The organism is Bacillus sp. I-2 (assembly GCF_001974945.1).
In the GTDB taxonomy this organism is placed as follows: Bacteria; Bacillota; Bacilli; order Bacillales; family Bacillaceae; genus Bacillus; species Bacillus safensis.
Genome location: NZ_LZRW01000042.1, coordinates 191160 through 216969, shown reverse-complemented (window position 1 = coordinate 216969; position 25810 = coordinate 191160). Strand labels below are relative to the sequence as shown.

At 41.7% G+C, this 25810-nt stretch carries 26 protein-coding genes and 1 riboswitch; of the genes, 20 read left to right on the top strand and 6 right to left on the bottom strand.

The annotated features are described in order from the left end of the window. The first annotated feature begins 243 nt into the window (after positions 1–243). Complete coding sequence (locus BAE31_RS12315) at positions 244–2151, top strand: beta-glucoside-specific PTS transporter subunit IIABC (RefSeq protein WP_076840545.1); 1908 nt, start codon at positions 244–246, stop codon at positions 2149–2151. Further along, positions 2123–3541 (top strand): aryl-phospho-beta-d-glucosidase, encoded by a 1419-nt coding sequence (bglH, locus tag BAE31_RS12310; protein WP_076840544.1) that lies wholly within the window; start codon positions 2123–2125, stop codon positions 3539–3541. Before BAE31_RS12315 ends, bglH begins: the two co-directional genes overlap by 29 nt. Positions 3542–3596: 55 nt before the next feature. Here the strand turns inward: bglH and BAE31_RS12305 are convergent, their stop codons facing one another. Beyond that, positions 3597–4721 (bottom strand): 5-methyltetrahydropteroyltriglutamate--homocysteine S-methyltransferase, encoded by a 1125-nt coding sequence (locus BAE31_RS12305; protein WP_076840543.1) that lies wholly within the window; start codon positions 4719–4721, stop codon positions 3597–3599. A gap of 88 nt (positions 4722–4809) precedes the next feature. Then, positions 4810–4922: riboswitch (SAM riboswitch) on the bottom strand. 210 nt (positions 4923–5132) lie between these two features. Here BAE31_RS12305 and BAE31_RS12300 point away from each other — a divergent pair. After that, positions 5133–5810, top strand: coding sequence for a DUF3298 and DUF4163 domain-containing protein (locus BAE31_RS12300; RefSeq protein ID WP_076840542.1), 678 nt, complete (start codon positions 5133–5135; stop codon positions 5808–5810). 82 nt (positions 5811–5892) lie between these two features. Here the strand turns inward: BAE31_RS12300 and BAE31_RS12295 are convergent, their stop codons facing one another. Then, positions 5893–6072, bottom strand: a complete 180-nt coding sequence (locus BAE31_RS12295) for a hypothetical protein (protein ID WP_008345664.1) — start codon at positions 6070–6072, stop codon at positions 5893–5895. Between the two features lie 289 nt (positions 6073–6361). Beyond that, positions 6362–7594, bottom strand: a complete 1233-nt coding sequence (gene pepT, locus BAE31_RS12290; protein ID WP_076840541.1) for a peptidase T — start codon at positions 7592–7594, stop codon at positions 6362–6364. Positions 7595–7820: 226 nt separating this feature from the next. Here pepT and BAE31_RS12285 point away from each other — a divergent pair, with 226 nt between their 5' ends. The 5 genes from BAE31_RS12285 (at position 7821) to BAE31_RS12265 (ending at position 11229) form a co-directional block, all read left to right on the top strand. Beyond that, positions 7821–8144, top strand: a complete 324-nt coding sequence (locus BAE31_RS12285; protein ID WP_024427532.1) for a WXG100 family type VII secretion target — start codon at positions 7821–7823, stop codon at positions 8142–8144. Between the two features lie 4 nt (positions 8145–8148). Further along, a complete protein-coding gene (locus tag BAE31_RS12280) occupies positions 8149–9345 on the top strand; it encodes a DUF6861 domain-containing protein (RefSeq protein WP_076840634.1) in 1197 nt (398 codons plus the stop codon). Between the two features lie 12 nt (positions 9346–9357). After that, on the top strand, positions 9358–10116 hold the full coding sequence (locus BAE31_RS12275) for a hypothetical protein (protein ID WP_076840540.1): 759 nt from the start codon (positions 9358–9360) through the stop codon (positions 10114–10116). Between the two features lie 21 nt (positions 10117–10137). Further along, on the top strand, positions 10138–10665 hold the full coding sequence (locus tag BAE31_RS12270; protein ID WP_076840539.1) for a YfjD family protein: 528 nt from the start codon (positions 10138–10140) through the stop codon (positions 10663–10665). A 99-nt stretch (positions 10666–10764) separates the two neighbouring features. Beyond that, on the top strand, positions 10765–11229 hold the full coding sequence (locus BAE31_RS12265; protein ID WP_041108407.1) for a helix-turn-helix domain-containing protein: 465 nt from the start codon (positions 10765–10767) through the stop codon (positions 11227–11229). Positions 11230–11283: 54 nt separating this feature from the next. Here BAE31_RS12265 and BAE31_RS12260 read toward each other — a convergent pair whose 3' ends face one another. Continuing rightward, positions 11284–11631, bottom strand: a complete 348-nt coding sequence (locus tag BAE31_RS12260) for a helix-turn-helix domain-containing protein (RefSeq protein WP_024427528.1) — start codon at positions 11629–11631, stop codon at positions 11284–11286. A gap of 205 nt (positions 11632–11836) precedes the next feature. On the opposite strand from BAE31_RS12260, the gene BAE31_RS12255 reads away from it, so the two are divergent. From BAE31_RS12255 to BAE31_RS12230, 6 genes are all read left to right on the top strand, one after another. Beyond that, positions 11837–12826: an asparaginase gene (locus tag BAE31_RS12255; protein WP_024427527.1), complete on the top strand. Its 990-nt coding sequence runs from the start codon at positions 11837–11839 to the stop codon at positions 12824–12826. 28 nt (positions 12827–12854) lie between these two features. Continuing rightward, positions 12855–14276, top strand: coding sequence for an aspartate ammonia-lyase (gene aspA, locus BAE31_RS12250; protein WP_076840538.1), 1422 nt, complete (start codon positions 12855–12857; stop codon positions 14274–14276). A 143-nt stretch (positions 14277–14419) separates the two neighbouring features. Further along, entirely contained in the window at positions 14420–15826 is a 1407-nt protein-coding gene (gene nhaC / locus BAE31_RS12245; RefSeq protein ID WP_041108535.1) for a Na+/H+ antiporter NhaC, read from the top strand. A 295-nt stretch (positions 15827–16121) separates the two neighbouring features. Beyond that, a complete protein-coding gene (locus BAE31_RS12240; RefSeq protein WP_041118256.1) occupies positions 16122–16547 on the top strand; it encodes a YwqH-like family protein in 426 nt (141 codons plus the stop codon). 37 nt (positions 16548–16584) lie between these two features. Continuing rightward, on the top strand, positions 16585–16848 hold the full coding sequence (locus BAE31_RS12235) for a YwqI/YxiC family protein (protein WP_024423905.1): 264 nt from the start codon (positions 16585–16587) through the stop codon (positions 16846–16848). 287 nt (positions 16849–17135) lie between these two features. Next, positions 17136–17561 carry a YwqH-like family protein gene (locus tag BAE31_RS12230; protein WP_076840537.1) on the top strand — a complete coding sequence of 142 codons (426 nt, stop codon included), beginning with the start codon at positions 17136–17138 and terminating at the stop codon, positions 17559–17561. A 47-nt stretch (positions 17562–17608) separates the two neighbouring features. On the opposite strand, the gene BAE31_RS12225 is transcribed toward BAE31_RS12230, so the two are convergent. Then, entirely contained in the window at positions 17609–17812 is a 204-nt protein-coding gene (locus tag BAE31_RS12225; protein WP_024427523.1) for a hypothetical protein, read from the bottom strand. A 137-nt stretch (positions 17813–17949) separates the two neighbouring features. On the opposite strand from BAE31_RS12225, the gene BAE31_RS12220 reads away from it, so the two are divergent. The 6 genes from BAE31_RS12220 to BAE31_RS12195 all read left to right on the top strand — a co-directional run bounded on the left by BAE31_RS12220 (position 17950) and on the right by BAE31_RS12195 (position 24370). Then, positions 17950–19908 (top strand): BglG family transcription antiterminator, encoded by a 1959-nt coding sequence (locus BAE31_RS12220; protein WP_076840536.1) that lies wholly within the window; start codon positions 17950–17952, stop codon positions 19906–19908. Positions 19909–19996: 88 nt separating this feature from the next. Further along, positions 19997–21307: a PTS sugar transporter subunit IIC gene (locus tag BAE31_RS12215; RefSeq protein WP_024423901.1), complete on the top strand. Its 1311-nt coding sequence runs from the start codon at positions 19997–19999 to the stop codon at positions 21305–21307. A gap of 30 nt (positions 21308–21337) precedes the next feature. Next, a complete protein-coding gene (locus BAE31_RS12210; protein WP_041108396.1) occupies positions 21338–22771 on the top strand; it encodes a glycoside hydrolase family 1 protein in 1434 nt (477 codons plus the stop codon). Positions 22772–22783: 12 nt separating this feature from the next. Then, on the top strand, positions 22784–23107 hold the full coding sequence (locus BAE31_RS12205; RefSeq protein WP_041108394.1) for a PTS sugar transporter subunit IIB: 324 nt from the start codon (positions 22784–22786) through the stop codon (positions 23105–23107). A gap of 19 nt (positions 23108–23126) precedes the next feature. Then, positions 23127–23456 carry a PTS sugar transporter subunit IIA gene (locus tag BAE31_RS12200; RefSeq protein ID WP_024423898.1) on the top strand — a complete coding sequence of 110 codons (330 nt, stop codon included), beginning with the start codon at positions 23127–23129 and terminating at the stop codon, positions 23454–23456. Positions 23457–23521: 65 nt separating this feature from the next. Next, positions 23522–24370, top strand: a complete 849-nt coding sequence (locus BAE31_RS12195; protein ID WP_041108392.1) for a polysaccharide deacetylase family protein — start codon at positions 23522–23524, stop codon at positions 24368–24370. Positions 24371–25373: 1003 nt separating this feature from the next. Here BAE31_RS12195 and fosM read toward each other — a convergent pair. After that, positions 25374–25799 carry a FosM family fosfomycin resistance protein gene (gene fosM, locus BAE31_RS12190; RefSeq protein ID WP_075621469.1) on the bottom strand — a complete coding sequence of 142 codons (426 nt, stop codon included), beginning with the start codon at positions 25797–25799 and terminating at the stop codon, positions 25374–25376. Positions 25800–25810: the final 11 nt, after the last annotated feature.

Genomic DNA, 25810 nt, shown 5'->3' with positions numbered 1-25810 from the left:
TTACTGGTCAAGCAGGCAAAACCTAAATCATTGTCCCTATCTTTGATAAGGCGTGATTTAGGTTTTTTTATATCTAAAGACTTATAAAAATTAAATAACGATCAATCGCTATGAAGGATTGTTACTGGTTAAGCAGGCAAAACCTAAATATCGATTAATGTCTGAATCGCTATTTCTCGGACATTAATGGATGTTTAGGTTTTTTCTATATCAAGATTAAATCAACGATTGGAGGGTAACACAATGAACCACAAACAAACAGCAAAAGAAGTGCTAGAACTTGTCGGCGGTGAAAAGAATGTTAAACACGTCACGCATTGTATGACAAGACTTCGCTTCAACTTATACGATGAAAGCAAGGCGGATAAAGAGAAGCTGCAATCAACAGACGGCGTCATGGGCGTGAATCAAAGCGGAGGCCAATATCATGTCATTATCGGCAATGATGTCTCAAATGTCTATCAAGCGATGATCGCTGACTCAGGTCTATCATCTGATGTAAAGTCAGGCGGTACAGAAGAAGCGTCAAAACAAAATGTGATATCAAAGCTTTTCGATTTTATTTCTGGTGTCTTCACACCGATTCTTCCAGCCATCGCTGGAGCCGGTATGATCAAAGGGATTTTGGCATTGATGCTCACATTCCAGTGGATATCAGATAAAAGCAGTACGTATGCGATTTTAACAGCCATCGGAGATGGAGCCTTTTACTTCTTACCGATTCTGCTTGCTGTAAGCGTAGCCAAAAAAATTGGCACAAATCAGTATATCGCGGCTGCCATTGCAGCAGCAGCACTGCACCCGCAGTTAACCGCTTTACTGGGCGCGGGAAATACAGAATTTCTAGGCTTGCCAGTGGTTGCCGTTGTGTACTCTTCATCGGTGATTCCAATTCTACTCACCATCTGGCTTGGTTCATATGTTGAAAGATTCGCAGAAAAATATAGTCCGAAATCATTAAAGATCATCCTTGTTCCAACGGTCACACTTCTAGTCGTTGTACCAGTTATGCTCATCGCGGTTGGACCGCTTGGCGGGATTATCGGAAGTGGCCTTTCAGGTGGAATTGATTTATTGTTTAAACATGCAGGTCTTTTGGCCGGACTCTTAATCGGCGGATTCATGTCACCATTGATCATTACGGGCATGCACTATGCACTGCTTCCAATCATGATCAACAACATTACGTTAAACGGTTTTGACTACATTCTTCCAATGATGTTTGTAGCGAATATGGCACAAGCAGGCGCAGCATTCGGTGTCTTCTTAAGATCAAAAAATAAAACATTCAAATCATTGGCAATGTCTACAAGTATCACAGCCTTAATGGGTATTACTGAACCTGCTATGTATGGCGTGAACATGCGATTGAAAAAACCGTTCCTTGCAGCCCTTATTGGTGCAGCAGCAGGCGGCGTGTTCATGTCAATCTTTAAAGTAAAATCATATGTGATATCTGGATCAGCAGGCCTTCCAGGTCTCCCAACATTCATTGGACCAACATTTGTCTACTCAATCATTGGTTTAGTAATCGGATTTGTTGTAGCAACGATCATGACACTTGTTCTAGGATTCAAAGATGTACCAGTGAAAGATGATACAAAAGCAGACAAACCACAAGAAAAGAAAGACACAGCAGCACTTCAAAATGAAGTGGTACAAAGCCCGCTTGAAGGTCAACTAAAGCCGCTCAATCAAGTAAATGATGCAACATTCTCTAATGAAATCATGGGCAAAGGTGCAGCCATTGTACCAACAGTTGGGCGTGTTGTAGCACCGTTCAATGGCAAGGTTGAAACCATTTTCCACACGAAACATGCCATTGGCTTGAAGAGTGAACAACGTACAGAACTTCTCATTCATGTCGGGATTGACACGGTAAAACTTGGCGGAAAGTATTTCACAAGTCATGTGCAGTCAGGTGATCTGATTCAAGCAGGAGATGTGCTCATTGAATTTGATATCGAGGGCATTCAGCAAGAAGGCTATGATGTCACCACACCTGTTATTGTCACCAACACAAACGATTTTGCACAAGTTGATGCGAAAACAGATGGAACGATTACAGTGAAAGAGACACTGCTTACAGTCAGTGTAGAAGAAAAAGAGGAGGGTATTCAACATGAACAAGTTAGAAAAAACATTTCCTAAAGGTTTCTTATGGGGCGGCGCTGTTGCAGCCAACCAAGTTGAAGGCGCATATAATCAAGATGGAAAAGGCTTATCGACAGCTGATGTATCACCAAATGGTATTATGCACCCATTCGATGAATCAATGAAAGACCTTAACTTATATCATGATGCAATCGATTTCTACCATCGCTATAAAGAAGATATTGCACTCTTTGCAGAAATGGGATTCAAGTGCTTCAGATTATCCATTTCTTGGCCGCGTATTTTCCCAAATGGCGACGATGCGGAACCGAATGAAGCAGGCCTCGCTTTTTATGAAAAAGTATTTGATGAACTGCATAAGCACGGAATTGAGCCAGTTGTCACCATCTCTCACTATGAAATGCCGCTCGCACTTGTGAAAAACTACGGCGGATGGAGAAATCGTAAGCTTGTGGATCTTTATGAAACATACGCGAAAACATTGTTCACCCGCTTTAAAGACAAAGTGAAATATTGGATGACATTCAATGAAATCAACGTTGTATTACATGCGCCTTTCACTGGCGGCGGACTTGTATTTGAAGAGGGTGATGACGAGAAAAGCATTCAATATCAAGCAGCGCATCACCAATTTGTTGCAAGTGCTTTGGCTGTCAAAGCAGGACACGAAATCATTCCTGATGCGAAAATCGGCTGTATGATTGCAGCGATGACAACTTATCCGTACAGCTCAAGACCTGAAGATATGTTTGCTGCAATTGAGCAAGATCGTAAAACATTGTTCTTCTCAGATGTACAGGCAAGGGGTTATTACCCAGGTTACATGAAACGTTATTTCCTTGAAAATGACATCAACATCGAGTTCCAAGAAGGGGACGAAGATATTTTAAGAAACCATACAGTGGACTATATTGGCTTCAGTTATTATATGAGTTTTGTGACGAGTACAGATCCAAAGATCCTTGAACAAGTGACTGGCGGCAACCTATTTGAAGGTGTGAAAAACCCTTATCTAAAAGCAAGTGATTGGGGCTGGCAAATTGATCCGAAAGGACTTCGTACAACACTGAATCAGCTGTATGACCGCTACCAAAAGCCATTGTTTATCGTAGAAAATGGATTGGGTGCTGTCGATCAAGTAGAAGAAGACGGATCAATTCAAGACGATTACCGAATTGATTACCTCAGAAGCCATTTGCTAGAGGCGAGAGAAGCGATCGCAGACGGAGTTGACCTGATCGGTTATACAAGCTGGGGCCCAATTGACCTCGTCAGCGCATCTACGGCTGAAATGAAAAAACGCTACGGCTTCATTTATGTTGACCGTGATAATGAAGGAAACGGTACATTAGATAGAAAGAAAAAGAAAAGCTTCGATTGGTATAAACAAGTGATTGCGACAAATGGTGAACATTTGGATGCATAAAAGAAAAAGACAAACCGCTCATACTGCGGTTTGTCTTTTTTTTGTCTTTGAGGGACTACGAAGTCCACACTTGATCAGCAATCTCAATCACATGACGCAGCTTTTCCCATTGCTGCTCTTCTGTTAACAGGTTGCCTTCCTCTGTAGAGGCGAATCCGCATTGTGGACTCAAACAGATTTGGTTAATGTCCACATATTGAGCCGCTTCCTCAATGCGTTTTTTAATCTGTTCAACTGGCTCAAGCTCACCGTATTTTGAAGTGACAAGGCCTAGTACGATTTGAAGGTTTGGGTTCTTCACATATCGAAGGGGCTCAAATCCGCCAGAACGATCGTCGTCAAACTCTAAAAAGAGACCATCAAGATCTAAGCCGGCGAAAATAGTTTCTGCTGCTGCTTCGTAACCACCTTCAGCTGCCCAAGTTGATTTAAAGTTACCGCGGCAAATGTGCATCGTAATCACCAAATCCTCTGGGCGGTCGGCAACAGCTTCATTGATTGTCTTCGCAAACGATTCACGAAGTTCATCTTCTTCACGGCCAAAGGCTTTGATTTGTTCATGGCCTTTTTCAGAAAAGAACACTGCCCATGCCGTATCATCCAGCTGCAAGTAGCGGCAGCCTGCATCATAAAAAGCACGGATGGCTTTCTTATACGCTTGTGCCACATCATGGTGGAATTCCTCTAAGCTGTCATACACTCCTTCTTCAAGCTTTCCACGGAAAAAGAGCATATTTGGACTTGGAATCGTCATTTTAGCCGTATGATCACCAGCGATGCTTTGAAGGAAACGATAATCCTCCAGCATTGGATGATCTGTAAAATCGATCTTGCCTGTTACCTTGATCCCTCTTGCTTTTGTCGTTGTGTTATGGAATTGAATGCCTTGATCTGCTTCAAATCCTTCCACTCCATCGAGTCCTTCAAGAAAGTCAAAATGCCACCATGCACGTCTGAATTCACCATCTGTGACAACCTCTAACCCAATTTCTTTTTGCTTCTCTACAATACGTGTAATTTCTTCGTTTTCAATTTGCCGGAGCTGCTCTGCTGTCAGCGTACCGTCTGCTTTTTGCCTGCGTGCTTCCTTGATGCGCTCTGAACGAAGTAAACTTCCTACTTGATCTGCGCGGAATGGCGGTTTTGTTGTTTTCTTTCCAATGGTTTGTACTTGTGTCATGCTGAATCCCTTCTTTCTTCAGGTTAAAAAATCAAATAAAAAAGCTCTTCCTTAGATAAGGAAGAGCATCATATACTGTGAGAACTCTGCCTTATCTTCAAACAAGCATTTGCTTGCTTAAGGAATTAGCACCATTCTGTTCCTAGGAACAGCGGTTGCCGGGTTTCACAGGGCCAGTCCCTCCACCACTCTTAATAAGGTTACCTTTTGATTCAATTTTCTTAATAAACACAATTATTCAACCTTTTCAGGGAAAAGTCAATGGTTTTATCGTTTAATTTTCAAAATGAACAAATCAAGGGAAACAAACCCGATGTGGAAAAATGAAGAATAATATGGAAAAAATACTTCTTTTGGTTCTTTTGTCATGGTATACTCATTTGGTAATAGACAAAAATGGGGGTTTTTACTATGACAATGAAAAAAGGCCTAACGATCAGCCTGCTCATTTTCTCACTGATTGTTTCCTTGTTTGCGCCAGTTGGATCTGCTGATGCCAAACAAGCAAAAAAAGCAAAAGTAAGCACACACTATTATAAGAAGAAAAAAACGTTCAAATATGCACAGGTGAAAAATCTAAGCAAGACGCATATGAAAACCATCAATCGTGATTTAAAAGAAGATATCGCTTTTTCTTATTCTACTTACTTGTACTTAAAGGACGAAGCGAAAAAAGAAGGCTTTGGGAAGATCACGTACGAGAGATCGTTTCTAACGAAATTTAACAATGGGAAGAAATTAAGTATCTTAAACTATGATTACATGAATGATGGGGGAATGCACGGAGACACGATGGTTTCCAGCATGAACTATGTGTTAACAAAGAAAAAAACAAAGCAGCTGTTCTTGACAGACGTTGTGAAAACAAAGAAAAAGCGTACGAAAGTAAGAGATTATATTTATAACTACACAAAGAAACATAAAAGCAAATTCTACGCGAACCTGAAAAAAAGCGACATTGAAATCAACTACAACACGCAGTATTACTTCACGAAAAAGGGAATTGCTGTTGTCTTCCAGCCATATGAAATTTCACCTTATTATGTTGGAATTCCTATGATTCAAGTGCCTGCGAAGGTATATAAATAAAAAGAAAAACGACCAGATTCAATGGTCGTTTTTTGCTGTTTATTCAACAAAAGAGCCCCTCATGAGGCTCTTTTATTTGGATTTATACTTGTTTAGGTGCATCGTTTAGTGGGTGACGGCGTTTTCCGTTGTAGTGGCGGCGCATACGAAAGATTTCAAACTCCGAAAGCTCTGCGCTTTTTCTTTTTTGGGTGCGGTTATCTTTTTTGAAAGAGAATAGTAAGTAGCAGCAAAGTGAAGCGATAATCAATAAAATCATCATATGACATTCCTCCAATTCATCCTATTCTTTAAGTGTAGACAGGGTGAGTGATGTTTATAACTGAAAATAAGCAGCAGACTTGGTTTAGTTCTTAAGGTTCATTCAATCTGCTATTTTAGGTCTAAAATACTGGTTGTTTTTAACTATTATATTTCCAGTTATTTCACTCGTCAAGAAGAATTTTTTCTGGGGTTGTCTCTATTAGTACGAATAAGTGTCATAAAAGTTTCAGAAAATTGTAAACTTTTATTAAAAAACCGTTCCCGAACAGGAACGGTTGTAAACATGTTTATGCTTTTTCTTCAAATAAACGGGCAATTTCAACGATAACCTCGGTTGCTTTCACCATGTTTTCAACGGAAATAAATTCATATTTACCGTGGAAGTTTTCCCCGCCAGTAAAGATGTTTGGCGTTGGGAGACCTTTATATGAAAGCTGGGAGCCGTCTGTGCCGCCGCGAATTGGTTCAATGACCGGTGTTACTGAGCGATTTTCCATGGCTTCATGAGCAATGTCCACAATATGTTTCACCGGCTCAATTTTTTCTCTCATATTATAATATTGATCCTGAATGCTGAGGGCGATGCTGTTTTCTCCGTATGTGGCTTTTAAGTCATTTGCTATTTTTTCAAACAGTGCCTTGCGATTGTTGAATTTCTCTTTATCAAAATCACGGATAATATATTGCAGCTCAGCCTCTTCTACTTCCCCTACAAATTTCGTCAGGTGGAAAAAGCCTTCGTAGCCTTCTGTATATTCTGGAGATTCTTCAGAAGGCAGTTTGTTGTGAAAGAGCATCCCAATTTTCGCAGCGCTGACCATTTTGTCCTTTGCTGTTCCTGGGTGGACGTTGTTTCCTTTAATGGATACTTTCGCGCCTGCTGCGTTGAAGCTTTCATATTGCAGCTCGCCAAGCGGTCCGCCGTCAATTGTGTACGCATAGGAAGCGCCAAAGGCATCAACATCAAACTTGTGCGGCCCTCTGCCAATCTCTTCATCTGGCGTAAAAGCGACGCGGATTTTTCCATGCTTGATTTCTGGATGTTCGATGAGGTAATGCATTGCTGTCATAATTTCTGCGATACCAGCTTTGTTATCTGCACCAAGCAGGGTTGTGCCATCTGTTGTAATCAGCGTATGTCCTTGGTACTTTTGTAAATTTGGAAACTGTTGTGGAGATAAAACGATATGTAGATCTTCATTTAAGGTAATGTCGCCGCCTTGATAGTTCTCATGGAGCTGTGGTTTTACATTTTTGCCGGTGAAGTCAGTGGCTGTGTCGATATGAGCCAAAAAGCCAATGGTCGGCACGTCTTTGTCTGTGTTAGATGGGATTGTTCCCATGACATAGCCGTTTTCATCCATAGTCACTTCTTGAATCCCGATGGATTTCATCTCTTCAACAAGCTGTCTCGCCAGGTTCAATTGTCCTTCAGTAGATGGGCAGCTTTCCTTTTCTGCATCTGACTGCGTATCTACCTTCACATAACTTGTGAAACGCTGAATCATTTCCTCTTTCATCTATACGTCACTCCTTTTGTAGAATACGTCCATTTTATCACGTCTTGAATGCGCTTCATAACAAGAAAGGCTTTCTCTGGCAATTAGAGAGGAAAAAGGCCTACTTTCATTAGGTAATGTGCTGAATGGTTCTTTAGGGTGATTTTTTTGGGTGTCTTTTTATTTATAATGAGGACATATAAAATCATCCATTTGTACGTTAAATTGGGAGAAAGGGGTGCGAAAGTTGGATTCTAGTCAAACGCTGGCACTCGCTCAAAAGTTTCAGGAAGCGGCTGATGAGATTCGGCAGTCCAAGCAGCTGCTGGAAAATCGGCTGAAGGCAGTAGGATCAGGCTGGCAGGGAGAAGCAAGGGATAAATTTGATCAAAGCTTTGAAGAAACAACGGCACGTTACGATCAATTTGAAAAAGATTTGCTTGAAACAAGTCAGGAACTGCGGGATGCAGCGGTTAAAATTGAGGAGCGTAAAGCTGAAATTGCCAGAATGGAAGAGCTTGAGCGAAAGAGACGAGAAGAACGGAGAGAAAGAAACCGAGAAGGGAGATGATGTGATGGCACGTGACATTGTGGTTGATCCAGATCAGCTGACTGGGCTGGCGAATGATTTTGTAGGTGAGCTGTCAGCCATTGAAACGAAGCACCGCGATTTACATAGTGAACTGGACGGGCTGATTTTAGGCTGCGATCCTCGGTATAGAAGCTGTTTTTCTGGTGTCGGGGATGCATGGGGAGCAGGACAGGCATTAATCAGCAAATTGAGCAGTGATGATATTGCCATTCTTCATGCAACAGATAAAATGGTCGAAGCAGATGATATATTGCGGAAATTGTACAGTATCTATGATCAATATGGTACACTCACGAGCTTAGCTGGTATCGTGATGATGCAGGCGAAATATTACGGGCTTGGGATGACGACTTTCATTAAAGAGAATGGCCGATATGCAGCGCAGCATTCAAAGCTGCTGCTTGATCTGACCAGCCGGGTAGAAGGAACGAGATTTGACCGGTTAGCAAGGATTTGGCTGAGTAAAAAAGAATTATTAAAACGATCGAACTGGCCGATGGCTGACTTGGTCCATAAGAAATTCACAAAATTTTATCCTGACGATACAGTTGCGTTCACAAACAGTGTTCGTGATTTTACAAAAGGAAGTATTAATTGGAAGGACACGGCTGCGATTAAGTCTGTTCTGAAAAATGGTGCAAGATTTGCGAAAGGAAATGCCATCATTGCAACAGTTGTCACTGGTGCAACAGAAACGGTTGGCTGTGGATTGAAAATTGCCGAGAACTATGCAGAATTCGGTGATCAGCCAGAAGTTCTTAAGCGTGAAAATGCAAAGGCTGTTGGAAATGCAGTGAACAATACGGTCTTTATCGCTGGCGGTTCTGTCGCAGGTGCCGTTGTCGGCGGTGCTCTTGGCAGCTTTGCAGGTCCGATTGGAACCGTTGTTGGCGGAGCCATTGGTTCAGCAGTAGGTGGATTTATTGGAGAAAAAGTCGCCAAGCTGACATCCGGTTTTGCTGAACAGATGGCAGTGAAATTAAAGGACCCGATTCATGCAGTCGTGGATAAAGGGAAAAAAGCATTCGAACTGGCGGGTCAAGGTGTGAAAGCAGTGAATGATACCATTGATCAGGCAAATCAGGCGATACATAAAGGGATAGAAAAAACAAAAGAAACCGCAGATTCGCTCATAAAGGGTGCAGGCGATTTCTTTAAGGGTGCATTTTCTTTTGGATAAGGAGAGATCAAGTTGGATCAGCTAAGTCTAAGTATTGAGGAACTCATCTTTAGTTTTTACAGTGAAGGCTATTTTGAACAAGGCATGTCCTTAAAGGAGGCCTATTATCCTGAAGTAGAGGACGAGCGCCTTGGGTTTTTATTTGAAATTGCGTGCCGCTCTTTGCTTGCAAAAGGTGTACTGGAATTTCGAAACAGACAATACCGTTATAAAGCGGAATACCGTCATTTCATCCAGGCGATGAATGATGCCTCTCACACGATCAAGGCATCTAAATTTGGAGACACAGATGAAGAAGTCAGCACCTCTTTTCACACAACACAGGCCGGTGTATATGCGCATCATACGCTTTATGATCAACAAGTGCATCAGATTCGCAAACTGAACAGCGATCAGCAGGCAGAGGAGCAAGTGACATCCTTTTTCAATATACAGATGAATGATCACCCTGAACCTGTCATCAGTCTGCAGGCAGAGGAATTTGAAATGCTGTTAGAGCAAGCAAGCGAAGCGAAAAATGAGTGGCCATCCTTCCTGAATAAAGCAGAGAATCAAGAGCTCGTGAAGGCATTTATTTCTGATGTACAGACGAGAAAAGGAAAGATGGACTCTCTCATGAAGGTCGTCTATGACAAAAATAATACGCCTGATGTGGAGTCCATGATATTTGTGATTCCAGGTGAGAACCAATCGTGGCTTGTATCAGGAATAAAAGAAAATCAATTTCGCATTGAGACGGCTCATCAAGACGGGTTACGTTCTATATTCTAATGGAGAAAAGGAGAATGACGCTTGAATCCAAGTGAAGTAATAGAAGTAAGGAGCAGACCTTTTTTAAGAGTATGGGCATTCTTAGCAACGGGCGGCTTCGGTATCATCGGTATTTGGTTATTTTCAGAAGCTCTTACATTTGAATCGAACTATACATTGTTTTTATTTTTAGGCGGACTATTAGGTATTGTCTATGGCTGGATCTCCTTTTTGATGATTTTGCCTGCTTTTACGAAGAGGGGAAATGTGATTTTTCGCATTCAGCGCGGAGAGAATGGCGCTGTACTGCACCGGGAGCGGACGGTTCCTTTTCAAGATATTCAATCAATTGACATGCGCAGGCATCGTTACAGTATAAGAGGATTTCTTTTCATGGATGTGCTCATTCGGAAAGTAGATGGGAAATTGATCAAAATTCCGGCGTACAGCATTTTAGATGAAGAAGTATTTGAGCAGACCGTCAAACAGGAGATCTATCCATATTTACATCAGACAGCCCAAGAAAATTGGAGACAGCAGCATGGCCAAGGAGAAGAGAAGAGCGACTAAGCTGTTTTTGTCAGAATTCTATAGGATGAGGCGCCACTTTTTCGAAGAAATCGTGTATGATGTCAGTAAAGACTGAACACTCGAAAGAGGTGATGAGAGATGGATAAAGAGATGGTAATCGACCTCGTCACAGAACAAATGGCACGGATTCGAAAAGAAAAGGATTATACGCAGGATCGTATGGCGGAGGTACTTGGTCTATCAAAACGGCATCTACAGCAGGTTGAAAAAAACAGGCTGCGTCTCAACTGGACGCAATCCGCGGCCGTATGTGCATTATTCAGAGATAGTGACATTTTGAAAGGAACCCTAGGGGATGACCCGCTCGAGATTTTGGAAGTTGTGGCACATGACGAATTACATCTATCAGTAGAGCGTACGATTGGCGGCAAGGTTTGGTGGAGGACGTCTGTCAAAAAAGGCACGTTTCGGCTTCAGCAAAATGTACTTAGTCAGCATTACCGCATCTTAGATGAGGAGAATTATCGCTATTATAGTTCGTTTAATAAAGAAGAGGCGAAGCGGCGGCTAGAGGAATTAAGCCAGCTGTCGTCCTCATATTGAGATTGGAAAAGGAAAGAGAGGCACCTGTTTATAAGGAGCCTCTCTTTTCTGTGTTTATACTTTTAGAGTGTTTTTCGCCCGAATAAAGGCAACAAGCTGTTTGATTTCTTCATCATTTAGGGGAACGCCGTCTACATAAATGGTTCCTTCTTTTGCTTCCGTCAGTTCAATTTTGATATCAGAGATTTTGCGTTGTATCTCTGGCTCGTCCGTTCTACCAAGTAAAAAATCAATGGACGTATCATACAAATCAGCCAGCAGCTTCACTGCTTCAAGCGAAGGTCGTCGGTACCCAGATTCGTAACCGGCATAGGTGCTTTTGGCGATACCTAGGCGATCTGCCGTATGCTGGAGAGACCATTTTTTCTTTTTTCTAAGGGTGGTTAAACGATCGAGTATCATACATGAACGCTCCTTTATTTACAACAACAGTATATCATATTTTGACATAGAATGTACGCGTTATGCGTAACAATTTCTTGATTAATTCGCGTTATGTGACTATAATGGCAATGAAGGTACGCGTAAAGCGTATATTATAGAATAGCACAAGCTAGCTTATAATATGTGTGACAAACGAAGTAATTTTACGAAAGAGGTGGACCTGTTGAAGAAATTATTGCTTTTAACGACTGGTGGGACGATTGCATCTGTAGAGAGTGAAAATGGTTTAGCTCCAGGTGTTAAAGCTGAGGATCTTTTGAGCTATTTAAACGAAATTAATGCAGAATATACAATGGACACAAAGTCCCTAATGAGTATAGATAGTACAAATATGCAGCCTGAATACTGGGTTGATATCGCAACAGCCATTTATGAGAATTATGACCAGTATGACGGGTTTGTCGTTACTCACGGAACCGATACAATGGCCTATACATCAGCAGCGCTGTCTTATATGCTGCAAAATCCTGATAAGCCGATCGTGATTACAGGTTCACAAATTCCGATTACTTTTAAGAAAACAGATGCGAAGAAAAACATCACAGATGCGATTCGCTTTGCATGTGACGGTGTTGGCGGCGTGTATGTCGTGTTTGATGGCAGGGTCATCCAAGGAACACGTGCGATCAAACTAAGAACGAAAAGCTACGATGCATTTGAAAGCATTAACTACCCATATATTGCATCAATTGAAAACCATCAAATTGAATACAATAGCAAAGTAAAAAGAACACCAATGAAACCGCTTAAATTAGATGCATCCTTGAACACAGATGTGTGTCTGTTAAAATTGCACCCAGGCCTGAAGCCAGAATTTTTAGATGCAGTCAAAAGCATGTACAAAGGCGTCGTCATTGAAAGCTACGGCAGCGGCGGAATTCCTTTCGAAGGAAGAAACCTTTTAGAAAAGATCAACGAATTGCTGGAAGAAGGCATTTCTGTTGTCATCACCACTCAGTGTCTTGAAGAAGGAGAAGACATGAGTGTGTATGAGGTAGGACGCAAGATCAATCAAGAATTGGTGGCGCGTTCAAGAAATATGAATACAGAAGCCATCGTGCCGAAACTGATGTGGGCACTAGGCAAAACAACAGATCCAAGAGAAGTCAAAAAGATTATGGAAACGCCAATCGCAGAAGATTTAGTGATTTAACTATTCTATAGAAAGCAGGTCATAAGAGATGGTTCAAGCAACTTATCGCTATGAGAAGGATTTTCTTGGTGAAAAAGAAATTCCAGCAGACGTGTATTATGGGGTTCAAACCCTTCGTGCAAAAGAGAATTTCCCGATTACAGGATATCGGATGCACGAGGAACTAATCAGAGCCTTTGCCATCGTGAAAAAAGCAGCAGCTCAAGCCAATATGGAAGTTGGACGTTTATATGAGGGCATTGGAAATGCCATCGTTCAAGCGTCTGATGAAGTCATTGAAGGCAAGCTGCACGAGTACTTTATTGTCGATCCAATACAAGGCGGCGCAGGAACGTCCATGAATATGAATGCCAATGAAGTGATTGGAAACAGAGCGCTAGAAATCATGGGACATCAAAAGGGTGAATACATCCATTTAAGCCCAAACACACATGTGAACATGTCGCAATCAACGAATGATTCATTCCCAACGGCGATCCACATTGCTGTGCTCAAGCAGTTAGACATTCTGCTTGAAACGATGCAAGCCATGCAGGACGTTTTTCAAAAGAAAGCAAAAGAATTCGATCATGTGATCAAAATGGGACGTACGCACCTTCAGGATGCTGTTCCAATCCGTTTGGGACAGGAATTTGAAGCTTACAGCCGTGTGCTGAACCGTGATATTAAGCGGATCAACCAATCAAAACAGCATTTATATGAAGTCAATATGGGTGCAACAGCTGTTGGGACAGGCTTAAACGCAGATCCTCGTTATATTGAAATCGTGGTGAAGAAGCTCGCTGATATATCTGGTCTTCCTCTTGTAGGCGCAGAGCATCTCGTGGATGCAACGCAAAATACAGATGCTTACACAGAAGTATCCGCCGCATTAAAAGTATGTATGATGAACATGTCTAAGATTGCCAATGACCTTCGCTTAATGGCATCTGGTCCGCGCGCAGGTCTTGCTGAAATCGCATTGCCAGCCCGCCAGCCTGGATCATCCATCATGCCTGGGAAAGTCAATCCAGTCATGGCAGAGCTCATTAACCAAATCGCATTCCAAGTCATTGGGAACGATCACACGATCTGTCTTGCTTCTGAAGCAGGCCAGCTTGAGTTAAATGTGATGGAGCCTGTTTTGGTCTTTAACTTGCTTCAGTCTATTAGTATAATGAATAATGGGTTCCGCTCATTCACAGATCATTGCTTAGCGGACATTGAAGCAAATGAAATACGTTTGAAAGAATATGTAGAAAAAAGTGCAGGCGTGATCACTGCCGTGAACCCTCACTTAGGCTATGAAGCAGCCGCTAGAATTGCAAGAGAAGCCATTTTAACAGGGCAATCGATCAGAGATCTTTGCTTGCAGTACGATGTTTTAACGGAAGAAGAACTTGATATTATCTTAAATCCATACGAGATGACAAAGCCTGGCATTGCGGGTGCAGAGCTCCTAGAGCGATAATAATATCAAAAATTTTATTTTATTAATATGTGGAATTGCCTGTGAAAAAGAGAAAAACAGGCAATTCACTTTCTTTCGAATTGACACACTTTTTTCACAATATTTTGAAAACGCTTAACGCACGCACAAAGGGAGGAAACACAATGAAATCACCACGTCTACCATCTATTTTAGAGGTCGTAGCTGTACTTGGCTTGTTTTTAGCAATTGTTTTATCATTTACTCTTTACTTCAAATTAGATATTCAGTTAGCATTGTTTATCTCATGGTTTATGGTTATTGCTTTAGGTATTCGATTGGGGCATTCCTATAAGGATCTCCAAAATGCGATCACAAAAGGGATATCGAATGGGTTAGAAGCTATTTTGATCTTAATTGCAGTAGGTGCACTTGTTGGAACATGGATTGCAGGTGGAGTTGTTCCTACGCTCATCTACTATGGTCTAGAGTTTATTCATCCTAATATTTTCTTATTAGCTACACTTGTCATCTGTGCAATCATGTCCATTGCAACAGGAACTTCTTGGGGTACAGTTGGAACGGCAGGGATTGCGATGATCGCAATTGGTGAAGGTCTTGGGATTCCACTTCCGATCGTGGCAGGGGCCGTCTTATCTGGTGCTTATTTTGGAGATAAATTATCCCCATTATCAGATAGTACAGTACTCGCTTCCTCACTTTCAAAAGTGGACGTGCTGGCGCATGTTCGAGCAATGATGGTTTTATCCATACCAGCCTTTGTGATTACAGCGATTATGTTTACAGTTACAGGCTTTATGTATGGCGGACGCAACATTGATCAAGGTAAAGTAGAATTTTTGAAAAATGCTCTTCATGATACATTCACAATCAATATTTGGATGGTCATTCCAGCAGTAGTGGTTGTATTACTGCTCGTATTTAAGAAACCTTCAATGCCTGTTATAGCCATTGGTGCTCTTTTAGGAGCAATTTGGGCGATGGCTTTCCAAGGAATGAATCCAGCAGATGCGATTGGTTCAGCATACAATGGCTTCTCTATTAATTCAGATGTAGATTTCTTAAATACGCTGTTAAATCGCGGCGGTATTGTGAATATGCTTGGATCTCTAGTGGTTATTATTCTCGGACTTGGTTTTGGTGGAGTACTTGAATATCTCGGCGTCTTAAAAGTGATTGTCGCTACTTTCGAGAAGAAATTATATAATGCAGGGAATGTAACCCTATCTACACTTGTTGTTGCATTCTTCGCAAATATCTTCGGCTGTGCAATGTACGTTTCATTAATTCTTACACCGAAAATTATGGAAAAAAGCTATGATAAATTAAAAATAGACAGACGCGTTCTATCAAGAAACGCTGAGGTTGGGGGAACAATGACCTCTGGTATGGTTCCATGGTCAGATAACGGTATTTACATGGCAGGAATTCTTGGCGTATCGACATTCTCTTATTTACCATTTATGTGGTTGAGCTTTGTCGCCATTGGTCTTGCGATCATTTACGGATATACGGGTAAATTCATTTGGTACGTGAAAGATCAACAAGAAAGAGAAGAATCGGCCTCATAAGCCGTTTGCAAAAGCCGCTCCTGAACGGGGCGGCTTTGTTTGTCCTAGGACCGTGAGACTATATGTGACATATAGCAAACGAACAGGAATTTAGACCTCCTATAAAAGAGGTCGAAAGGGGGAGTGAGGAGCAGAATGAAAGCATATTTATCCCATAAAAAGGGTACAAATCCCTATTCAAACATGAGTCTTTGAACCTTATAATAACAATATTGGAAAAAGTGCTATTCACCTTACGCTCGTTTAGAGAGACTCTAAGCAGCGTTTTTATTTTTTGACAGGAGGAGGAACCCATATGAGCTTATCGGATATGCTGTCTGCCCTTAACGGTGGCATTTCAAATAAAAAAGCAGAAATTGAAGAGAAAATCGCTCGGCTCAAAAAGGCGAAAAGCAAGGTTGAACGTGAACAAGATGCCGCAGAAACAGATTTAAAACAAATCAAGCAGCCAAAGCTTGGGACCTCTTGGAAAGGTGAGCGAAGCCAGGATTTCAAAACAGACCGAAATGAAGCACATGATGCGCTGCAAACAATCGTGAACGACAAATACCCACGCTACGTGAGCCGCATCGAATTCAAAATCAGTACATTAGAAGCAGAACAAGCTGCGTTATCCTTTGCCAGTTCCTTAGCTGGAGACGCCGCACGTCTTGCTGAAAAAGGAGAAGACGCAGTAGAGGACGCAAAACGCTTGATCTCAAAAGCATGGAGCAGCTTGTAAACGAGTTTCGTGCTGAACAAATCTGGAGGATATCACAATGGGACAAATTAAGTTAAACTACCAAACAGTCATGGATAAACTAGATGAAGTCTCCCAAGCCGTCGAAGCTTTAGCGATGAAAAAAGCAGCAGATAAAGCGGGTGAAAACAGCCTTGAATTTGTAACCAAGTGGACGGCACGTGAAGCAGAAGTGAGCGAAATGGTCTCAAGCTTTAAAGAAGCCTTAATTAAAAATGTTCAGGATACACGCTCTAACGTGAAAACATTAAAAGAACAAGACGAAGCGATTGCTGCAAAATAATCAGCACAATCGCTTTTATTTATGGGTACCATTGACATAATGTGATTGTGGTATTAAAGACTCATATAAAATTCAGGGTGTAAGACCTTGTATTATTCCGTTTTTCTTCCAAACGCGTCGCTAAAAGGACACCTTTTCCCTATTTAAGCCTGAGGCTTTTCGCCTTATACTATACTTAATGAAAGCAGAACGATAGAAATGTCAGGATTGGAAAAATCAAGTGAGTCGATGGTTTCCAAAGGCGCTCACGCCGTGCTTTCGTATGAGGTCAGATAGAGGTGGATGACATGAGTTTATCCGAGATGCTGCACCATCTGCATATGGGAATTGAGAACAAACGTGCAGAATTTGACGAAATGATCTCTCGGTTAAAGACAGCCAAAAGTAATATTCGAACAGAACAAGATCTTGTCCAGTCAGATATCAAAGAAATCAAGAAGCCTGTACTAGATTCGTCATGGAAAGGCGAGAGAGGAACCGACTTTCATCGCCACCGGAAAGATGCTTACAGCGTGATGCACGACGTCGTCAACAATGAATATGAAAAATATATAACAGAGATTGATCAAAAAATCTTACACTTTGAATTGAAAAAAATGGAGCTGGCTGTTGCCAGTAACTTTGCAGGAAGAGCTCAGGACGTGATGGAAAAGGGCGAGGATTTTGCAAAGGATGTTAAACATTTGATTGAACGGGGCTGGAAAGCTCTTTAAAACCATAAACGAAACAGCCGTCTCTTAAAAGGCGGCTGTTTTTTTGTTTAGTCACATCCACCACCGCCGCTGTCACCTGAATCACTCCCACAGGAGGCTTCAGAAGCGTGATGGGTATACGAATCAGTATAAGTGCTCGTCGTTGAGCTATGATGTGCAGAACGCTTAGCAGATGCACGTTTATCATTTGATGCGAACAAGCTGGCAATGATGGCTCCTAAAAAAGCTAATATGATAATGACAACAAACATAAAAGCATCCCTCCTCTAGTTTCATATTCATACGAATGAGCCATATCTAGGTTCCCGATTTGAAAGAAATACTGGGCAAAGAGTTCTATTTTCGTTTATGATGATAGGCAAAAGTAAATGCCAAGGGAGGAGAGCCCATGCTATCTCTACGTCAGGAGGAGCTTCTGAAACGATTGATGCAAGCGGAGCAGGAACTGACAAGTGAAGAAATTGCCCGTGTGATCGGAGTCACATCACGAACCATTCGAACAGATATGAAAGCGCTTAAAAAGATCTTAGAAGAACATGGTGCCGCACTGCATATTAAACGCGGGGCAGGGTATACATTGAGCGTTGAAGATTATGGAGCGTTTCGTACATTTTTGAAAACGTCACTGAGAGAAAGGAATGAGAAAAAGGAACCGTTCATTCCCAATCAGCCTGAGGATCGCGTCGCTTATCTATTGAAAAGACTGCTTCTGTCAGAAGACTATATCAAATTAGAGGCATTGGCAGAGGAATTATTTGTGAGTGAATCTACAGTGAAAAATGATTTGAAAGCTGTCAGGCACTTGTTTTCATTGCATGGACTTTCTATATCGCACCGGCCTAAATATGGCCTTCGTCTGACAGGCGATGAAATGAAATTAAGATATTGTATGGCAGAGCATGTGTTTCAGCAGGAGCATGCGAATGCTGCACTGTTACCTGAAGAAACGTATCAATTGATTCAGGACATCGTGCGTTCACGTACAAAAGCTACCGGACTTCATCTATCAGAAATCGGTTTAAGTAATTTAGTAACCCACATTGCCATCGCATGCAAACGAATTGAAGAAAAAAAGCTGGTTCAGATGCCAGAAGCGGAATTGAAAGAAATTCAAGTGCAGCCAGTTTTTCAGGTAGCTCAACAAATGGCAGAAGATATTCGCCGCATATTAGCGATTGATTTTCCATTATCTGAAATGGCGTACATCGCGATTCACTTAATGGGGGCAAAGATGATGGCATATGGAGAGGCTGGCCATACGCTATTTCATCTGCTGGACGAAGATCATTTTCGTTTCACTCACCAATTGCTTGCTTATGTAGAGGAGCACATATCACTTGATATTCAGTTTGATAAGGAGCTGATCGTTGGTTTAAGTCTTCATTTGCGTTCTGCCATTCATCGTTTTAGATACGATATGAACATCCGAAATCCTTATTTACCAGACATTAAAAGGCATTATCCCATTGCGTTTGAGGCGGGTGTTTATATGGGCAGATGGCTGAAGGAAAAAGAGAGTGTTGAGATTCCTGAGGATGAAATCGGATATTTGGCACTTCATATTGGGGCTGCAATCGAGCGGACAAAATCACAGCATGTGAGAAAGACATGTCTTATTGTGTGTGCGACGGGTGTCGCCAGCAGCCAGCTTCTTCTTCATAAACTCACGGCAGCTTTTAGCGGAAGGCTGGAGATCGCTGGAACTGCAAGTGTCGGGGAACTTCCTTCGTATGATTTGAGAAGCATTGATTTTATTATTAGTACGATTCCGCTTCAGAATACATTGCCGGTGCCAGTAATTGATGTACATACGATTCTAAGTGACGATGATATTGTGCGGCTGAAACGATTTGTGAAGAATTCACAGGATACAGGAGTTTTGCGGTATGTGAGTCCGGCGCTGACATTTTTTCAGCAAGATCTCCAATCAAGGGAAGAGGTTCTTCAATTTTTTGTGAACGTGCTAAAGGAGCAGCATCGAATCCCAGACGAGTTTGAACAATTATTGCTAGAAAGAGAGCAAGTATCACCCACATCTTTCGGTCATTTGGTTGCGATTCCTCATCCAATTAAACCGGCAACAGATGACACGTTTTGTGCGATCTGTACGTTGAAAAAGCCGGTGCTGTGGGGAGAAGATCGAGTACAAGTCGTATGCTTGTTAAGCATCCAGAAGACGTATCAAAAAGAATTACAGTCGCTTTATCAATTTCTTGTGCGGCTGACAGAACGGAAAGAAGTGGTGGAACAACTCATCAAAGCCGCTTCATTTGAAGAACTGACAGCTGCGCTTCAAGTATTGGAGCAGCCAAATGACAAAACGCGACACCCATTTCCGCATCTGTGAGGAAAAAGATTAGATGTTAATGAAAGCGCTTTTAAAATAACATCAAAAAGGAGGATGATCACGAGTTTTTGCAAAGGGGGAGACGATCATGAGCTTCAAGGAGAAAGCGGCAGATGTCATGGGGCATGTGGCTTATCGCATCACCAACCAGAAATATATTATGGCGATTAAACAGGCATTTGTCACACTGATGCCGATCATCATTACAGGAGCTTTTGCTGTACTGGTGGCGAATATGATCATGAGCCCGGAAACAGGGCTTGCTCATTTTGAGATATTCAGGTTTTTAGCAGAGCTTCAGCCTATTATGAAGGCAATCAATTATGCCACACTGAACTTTTTAACCATTGGAGCTGTGTTCCTCATTGGGATTGAGCTTGGGAAAATCAACGGTCACAAATCTCTGTTCCCAGGATTGATGGCATTGATTTCATTTATATCTGTTATTCCAACGACACTTCTTCTTGAAGTCGATGGATCGATGCGTGAGGTTGTTGACGTGTTGGCAAGACAATTTTCTGATCCAAAAAGCTTATTTTTAGGGATGATCATTGCGATCGTATCTGTGGAGATTTTTTGTAAGCTGACCGAGGTGAAATGGCTGCAAATCAAGATGCCGGATTCGGTTCCGTCGAATGTGGCAACATCTTTTTCGTCACTTTTCCCATCCATCATTACAATTACAATCATTAGTTCATTCGGCTTTGCATTTCATCGTGTGACAGGCATTTATTTGCATGAAGCAGTGTATAACGTGGTGCAGCGTCCGTTAGAAAGTGTTGTACAGGGGCTGCCTGGGATTTTAACGTTGATGTTTGTGGCGCAATTTTTCTGGGTGATCGGCATCCATGGCAACCAGATGATTAAGCCGATCCGGGAGCCGCTCTTATTAGGATCGATTGCAGTGAATATGACAGCATTTCAAGAGGGAAAAGAAATCCCGAATATCATCACAATGCCGTTTTGGGATGTGTATATGAGCATAGGTGGTTCAGGTGTGACTATTGGTCTTTTGGTTGCGATTTTTATTGCTGGGAGAAGGGAAGAGATGCGAAGCATTGCCAAGCTTTCATCAGGACCCGGACTGTTCAACATCAATGAGCCCGTTATTTTTGGATTACCTGTCATGCTAAACCCTGTGATGGCGATTCCATTTATCGTCACACCGCTTGTGACAGGTACGATTGGTTATATTGCGACGGCTACTGGATTCGCTGGAAAAGCGGTCGTGATGGTGCCATGGACGACACCGCCGCTTGTGAATGCATGGCTGTCCACTGCTGGCAGTATGGGCGCTGTCATCACACAGCTTATCTGTATTGTGGTTGCTGTTTTCATCTATTTACCGTTTGTTCTATTGTCTAACCGCAAGCCAGAAGCAGCACCAGATTCAGAATAAACATTCAGACGAAGAAAGGGAGGCGGCGACATGAACAGAATTGAGATTCCAAGTGATTTTATCCTAGGTGCTGCGGCTTCTGCTTGGCAGACCGAGGGATGGAAGGGAAAGCGGGCGCATCAGGACTCGTACATCGACTTATGGTATAAGGAAGGATATCACGTGTGGCACGAAGGCTATGGTCCTGCTGGTGCGACAAACTTTTACGAGCGCTATCCTGAAGATGTAGCCCTAATGAAAGAGATTGGCCTGACACATTACAGGACATCGATCAATTGGTCGAGGTTTCTCATAGATTACGAGAATGGGATAGTGGATGAGGCCTATGCTCGTTACATTGATGATCTGATCAATGAATTAATCGCAGCAGGTGTAGAACCAATGTTTTGCTTAGAGCACTATGAACTTCCTGCCGTTTTGCTTGATAAGTACGGCGGATGGTCATCAAAGCATGTTGTCGAGCTGTTTGTTCTCTATGCAGAAAAAGTGTTTGAGCGCTACGGAGACCGAGTCAAGCATTGGTTTAGTTTTAATGAACCGATTGTTGTTCAGACACGTGTTTATCTAGATGCGATACGATATCCGTTTGAGCAAAATACGAAGAAATGGATGCAGTGGAACTATCATAAAGCTCTGGCAACAGCAAAAGTGGTGAAGCTGTTTCAGGAGATGGGGTTGAATGAATCGGCAGGAGCCAAAATCGGCGTGATTCTCAATCCAGAAGTGACGTATGCAAGATCGTCTGCCCCCCATGACCGAGAAGCGGCACGTATGTATGACTTGTTTTTTAATCGAGTGTTCTTAGATCCTTCCATCAAAGGGGAGTATCCAGAGGAACTGATCGATGTGTTGAAAAAGCATGATATTCTTTTCGATTCCACAGCGGAAGAGCATCAGATCATTAAGAATCATACGGTGGATGTCGTTGGGCTTAACTTGTACTATCCGCATCGTGTCAAGGCACCGAGTAAGGCTTGGAACGAAGGGACACCTTTTCATCCATCCTATTATTACGATATGCTTGAGCTTCCAGGGAGAAAAATGAATCCTTTCAGAGGCTGGGAAATCTACCCGAAGATTGTCTATGATATGGGGATGAGAATAAAAGAAGAATACGGAAATATTGAGTGGTTTGTGGCCGAAAATGGCATGGGTGTAGAAAAGGAAGAACGGTTTAAAACAGAAGACGGTATCATTGATGATCAGTATCGCATTTCATTTATCAGCCAGCATTTGAAGCGGGCACTTCAAGCAAAAGCAGAAGGATCAAATTGCACAGGCTATATGCTTTGGGCATTTACAGACAATGTCTCACCGATGAATGCCTTTAAAAACCGCTACGGATTAGTCGAAATCCAGCTGGAGAATGAACGAAATCGTCAGCTGAAAGCATCTGCGTATTGGTACCAGACATTAATCAAAACAAGGGAACTGCAGGTTGAAACAGAAGTCATTTATCAATAGGAGTGATGAGAAATGAAACGAATCATTCTCGCTTGTGCAGCAGGAATGTCAACGTCCATTGTGGTGTCCAAAATGAAGGCTGCCGCAGAAGCTAAAAGGCTGGATTACTATATTTATGCTATACCTGAAGGAGCCATTGCGGATGAACTAGAAGAGCATGGAGAGGATGTACAGGCGATTTTACTTGGACCGCAAGTTAGTTTTATGAAAAAAGCAGCAGAAAAAACAGCGGCACCTTATCAAATCCCTGTCGATGTCGTCAATGTGAGATTATACGGAACAGCGAACGGAGAAAAAATTCTAGAGCATGCACTGAAACTAGCAAATGAATCTTGAGTAATTGGAGGAGAAGCAGATGACGGTATTAGAGGAAATGCAGGGAGCAGCCTTTCAAATCATTGCCCATGCAGGCGAGGCAAGAAGTCATTATGTAGAAGCGATTCGTCTAGCAAGAGCTGATGATTTTGAAAAAGCGCAGCAGTTGATCGAAAAAGGGGAGGAAGCCTTTCGAAGCATCCACAACCTGCACTTGTCGCTGATTCAAAAAGAAGCGGCAGGTGAACAGCTTCCGTTTTCTTTACTGCTCATACACGCAGAAGATCAAATGCTCACAACAGAGACCATTCATCTGCTCGCCATCGAAATGATCGAAATGTGTAAAAAAATGAATACCCTGTCAAAATAGTTGTCAATGAATAACCAATTTCTGTTATAATCATTCGGTAGATAAAGAGAAAGCAGGATTGGTGAATGAAGAAAACATGTATGCTGATGATGATTGGTCTTATGCTGCTGCTCATTTCGGGCTGTATGGGAATGAAGGAGCAGGCGGAAGGAAGCCAGCAAGTCGTCAAAGAGGAAAAGGGTCCATTACAAACAAAAGATATTCAGCAGAAAAAAGAAACAGCAGTGATAGAGACAAAAAACTGGATGAAGCAAAAGGAGCCGGTCGAGCTTCCGATTTTGATGTATCATAGTATCTCAAGCGGCAACTCGTTACGTGTGCCAAAGAGCGAATTTGCATCTCATATGAAATGGCTGAAGGAAAACGACTATGTCACACTGTCGCCAGAAGAGGCATATCAAGTTCTCACGACCAATTCGATACCAAGTGAAAAGTATGTTCTCATCACATTTGATGACGGATATACCGATAACTATACAAAGGCATTTCCAATTTTAAAGCAATATGGAATGAAAGCGACGATTTTTATGATTGAGCAATCCATTGGCCGTCCAAATCACTTAACGGATGAGCAAATGGATGAGATGATGGCACATGGGATATCGATTGAGAGTCATACGATTCATCATTTAGAGCTCAATCGATTATCAAAGCAGCAGCAGGAAGAGGAGTTAAAAGGATCAAAGACATTCTTCGATCAGCGATTTTCTCAGCGTACGAGAATGGTCAGCTATCCTGTCGGGCGCTATAATGAAGAGACGTTGAAGCTGGCGAAAGAAGCCGGATACCAAATGGCTGTCACCACTGAACCAGGACATGCAAAGAAGGAACAAGGCATGATGTCCTTGCACCGCGTCCGCATTTCACCGGGGCTTTCACCAGAAAGCTTTGGCAGGCTGATCGAAGGGAAGTAACGATCAATGTTTCACATGAAACATTTTACGACAAGTTTCGCGGGACCTGAATAAAACTTGTTTAGGATTTAGATAGATTCATGCAATATAAGGAATCAGTTTTTTTATATACTGATTCTTTTTTATTTAGCTAAACAAGGTCATACAGTTGCCAATAGAAAGTAGGAGGGCATAAAGTACATCTGATTTTTAAGTTATATAGATTGTTGTTCAGTTTATTTGATCAATTGAACAACAAAAAAGCTGTATCATTCATTTTAAACATTGTGCAGGAATAAAAAAATAAATTAAGCTCACTCTAATTTAAAATTACTGTAACTAAAGCTCTTATAGTTTTTTACACATGAAGGTTAAAAAAGTATGCTTATCTATGGTAACAAATTGATACTTATGGTAACATGTAATTGCACAAGTTTTTTGTTCAACTCGGACTAAGTTGAACTAGTTTTCAAACTGAAGCACGAGAGCTTCAAGGTGAATTTCTTGAACGTCACCATATAACTGAAAAGAAATTTAATTTGAGCACTCGGCTGACTACCGTGTGCTTTTTCTATGTATAAATTTATCATGTGATGAATATACTGAAGTAATATAGAAAAAATAAAGCAGCCCTCCAAAAAACAGAAACGAGATAGAACCAGCATTACCTTGACTAGGGGTAATGAAGGTGCCACTTTATTTTTCATTATCATTTTAAGGGTTAATTCAGAACGGTCTCTTATCTATCATCCATGCTATGAACTGGACTAGAGTTCGGATTGAATTTAAGATAAGTAACCAAAGCTTGTACTTGCAGGTACAAGCTTCTTTCTTTTTGTTCTTGCGTCTCTCAACGCGTGAACGCACAAGTTTTGTTCTCAAACTGACCCCTCCTTTCTCGGCATAAAAACACCTTTAGTATAGAAGGGGGGAGGACTATCGCTTGCTACACGTTTCTATGTATATTTTACCATTCTTTCTATTAAATGACGAATAGCACTTTGTTGTTTCCTCTTCGTTTTCATCATTTATCAAAAAACTCCATATGAGCTTTTTCTTCCTTGTAATAATCCATTCGGTCTTTTAAGGTTCCTGTATGAAACTCGAATTTATGTCCATCAGGGTCCGTAAAGTAGATGGACTGACGGTCCTTTTTATCTCTCGGCCGGCTTGGTAAGATGTAGACGTTCAAATTTTTTAATTTGTTGTACATGTGATCTATATCCTCTTCATCAATTGAAAAAGCAATGTGTGTGTATGAGTGATGGATATCTTGGCGAGGAATATCCTTTTCTACATTGAGGGCAAGCCATAGCCCGTTCAAATCGAAGTAAGCTGTCGTTCGGCCCTTTGCTAACAATGTGGCGTCAAAGACTTTTGTGTAAAAATCAATAGATGCATCTAAATCAGAAACAGAAAATAACAGATGGTTTATTCCTTTTATTTTCAAATCAATCACCC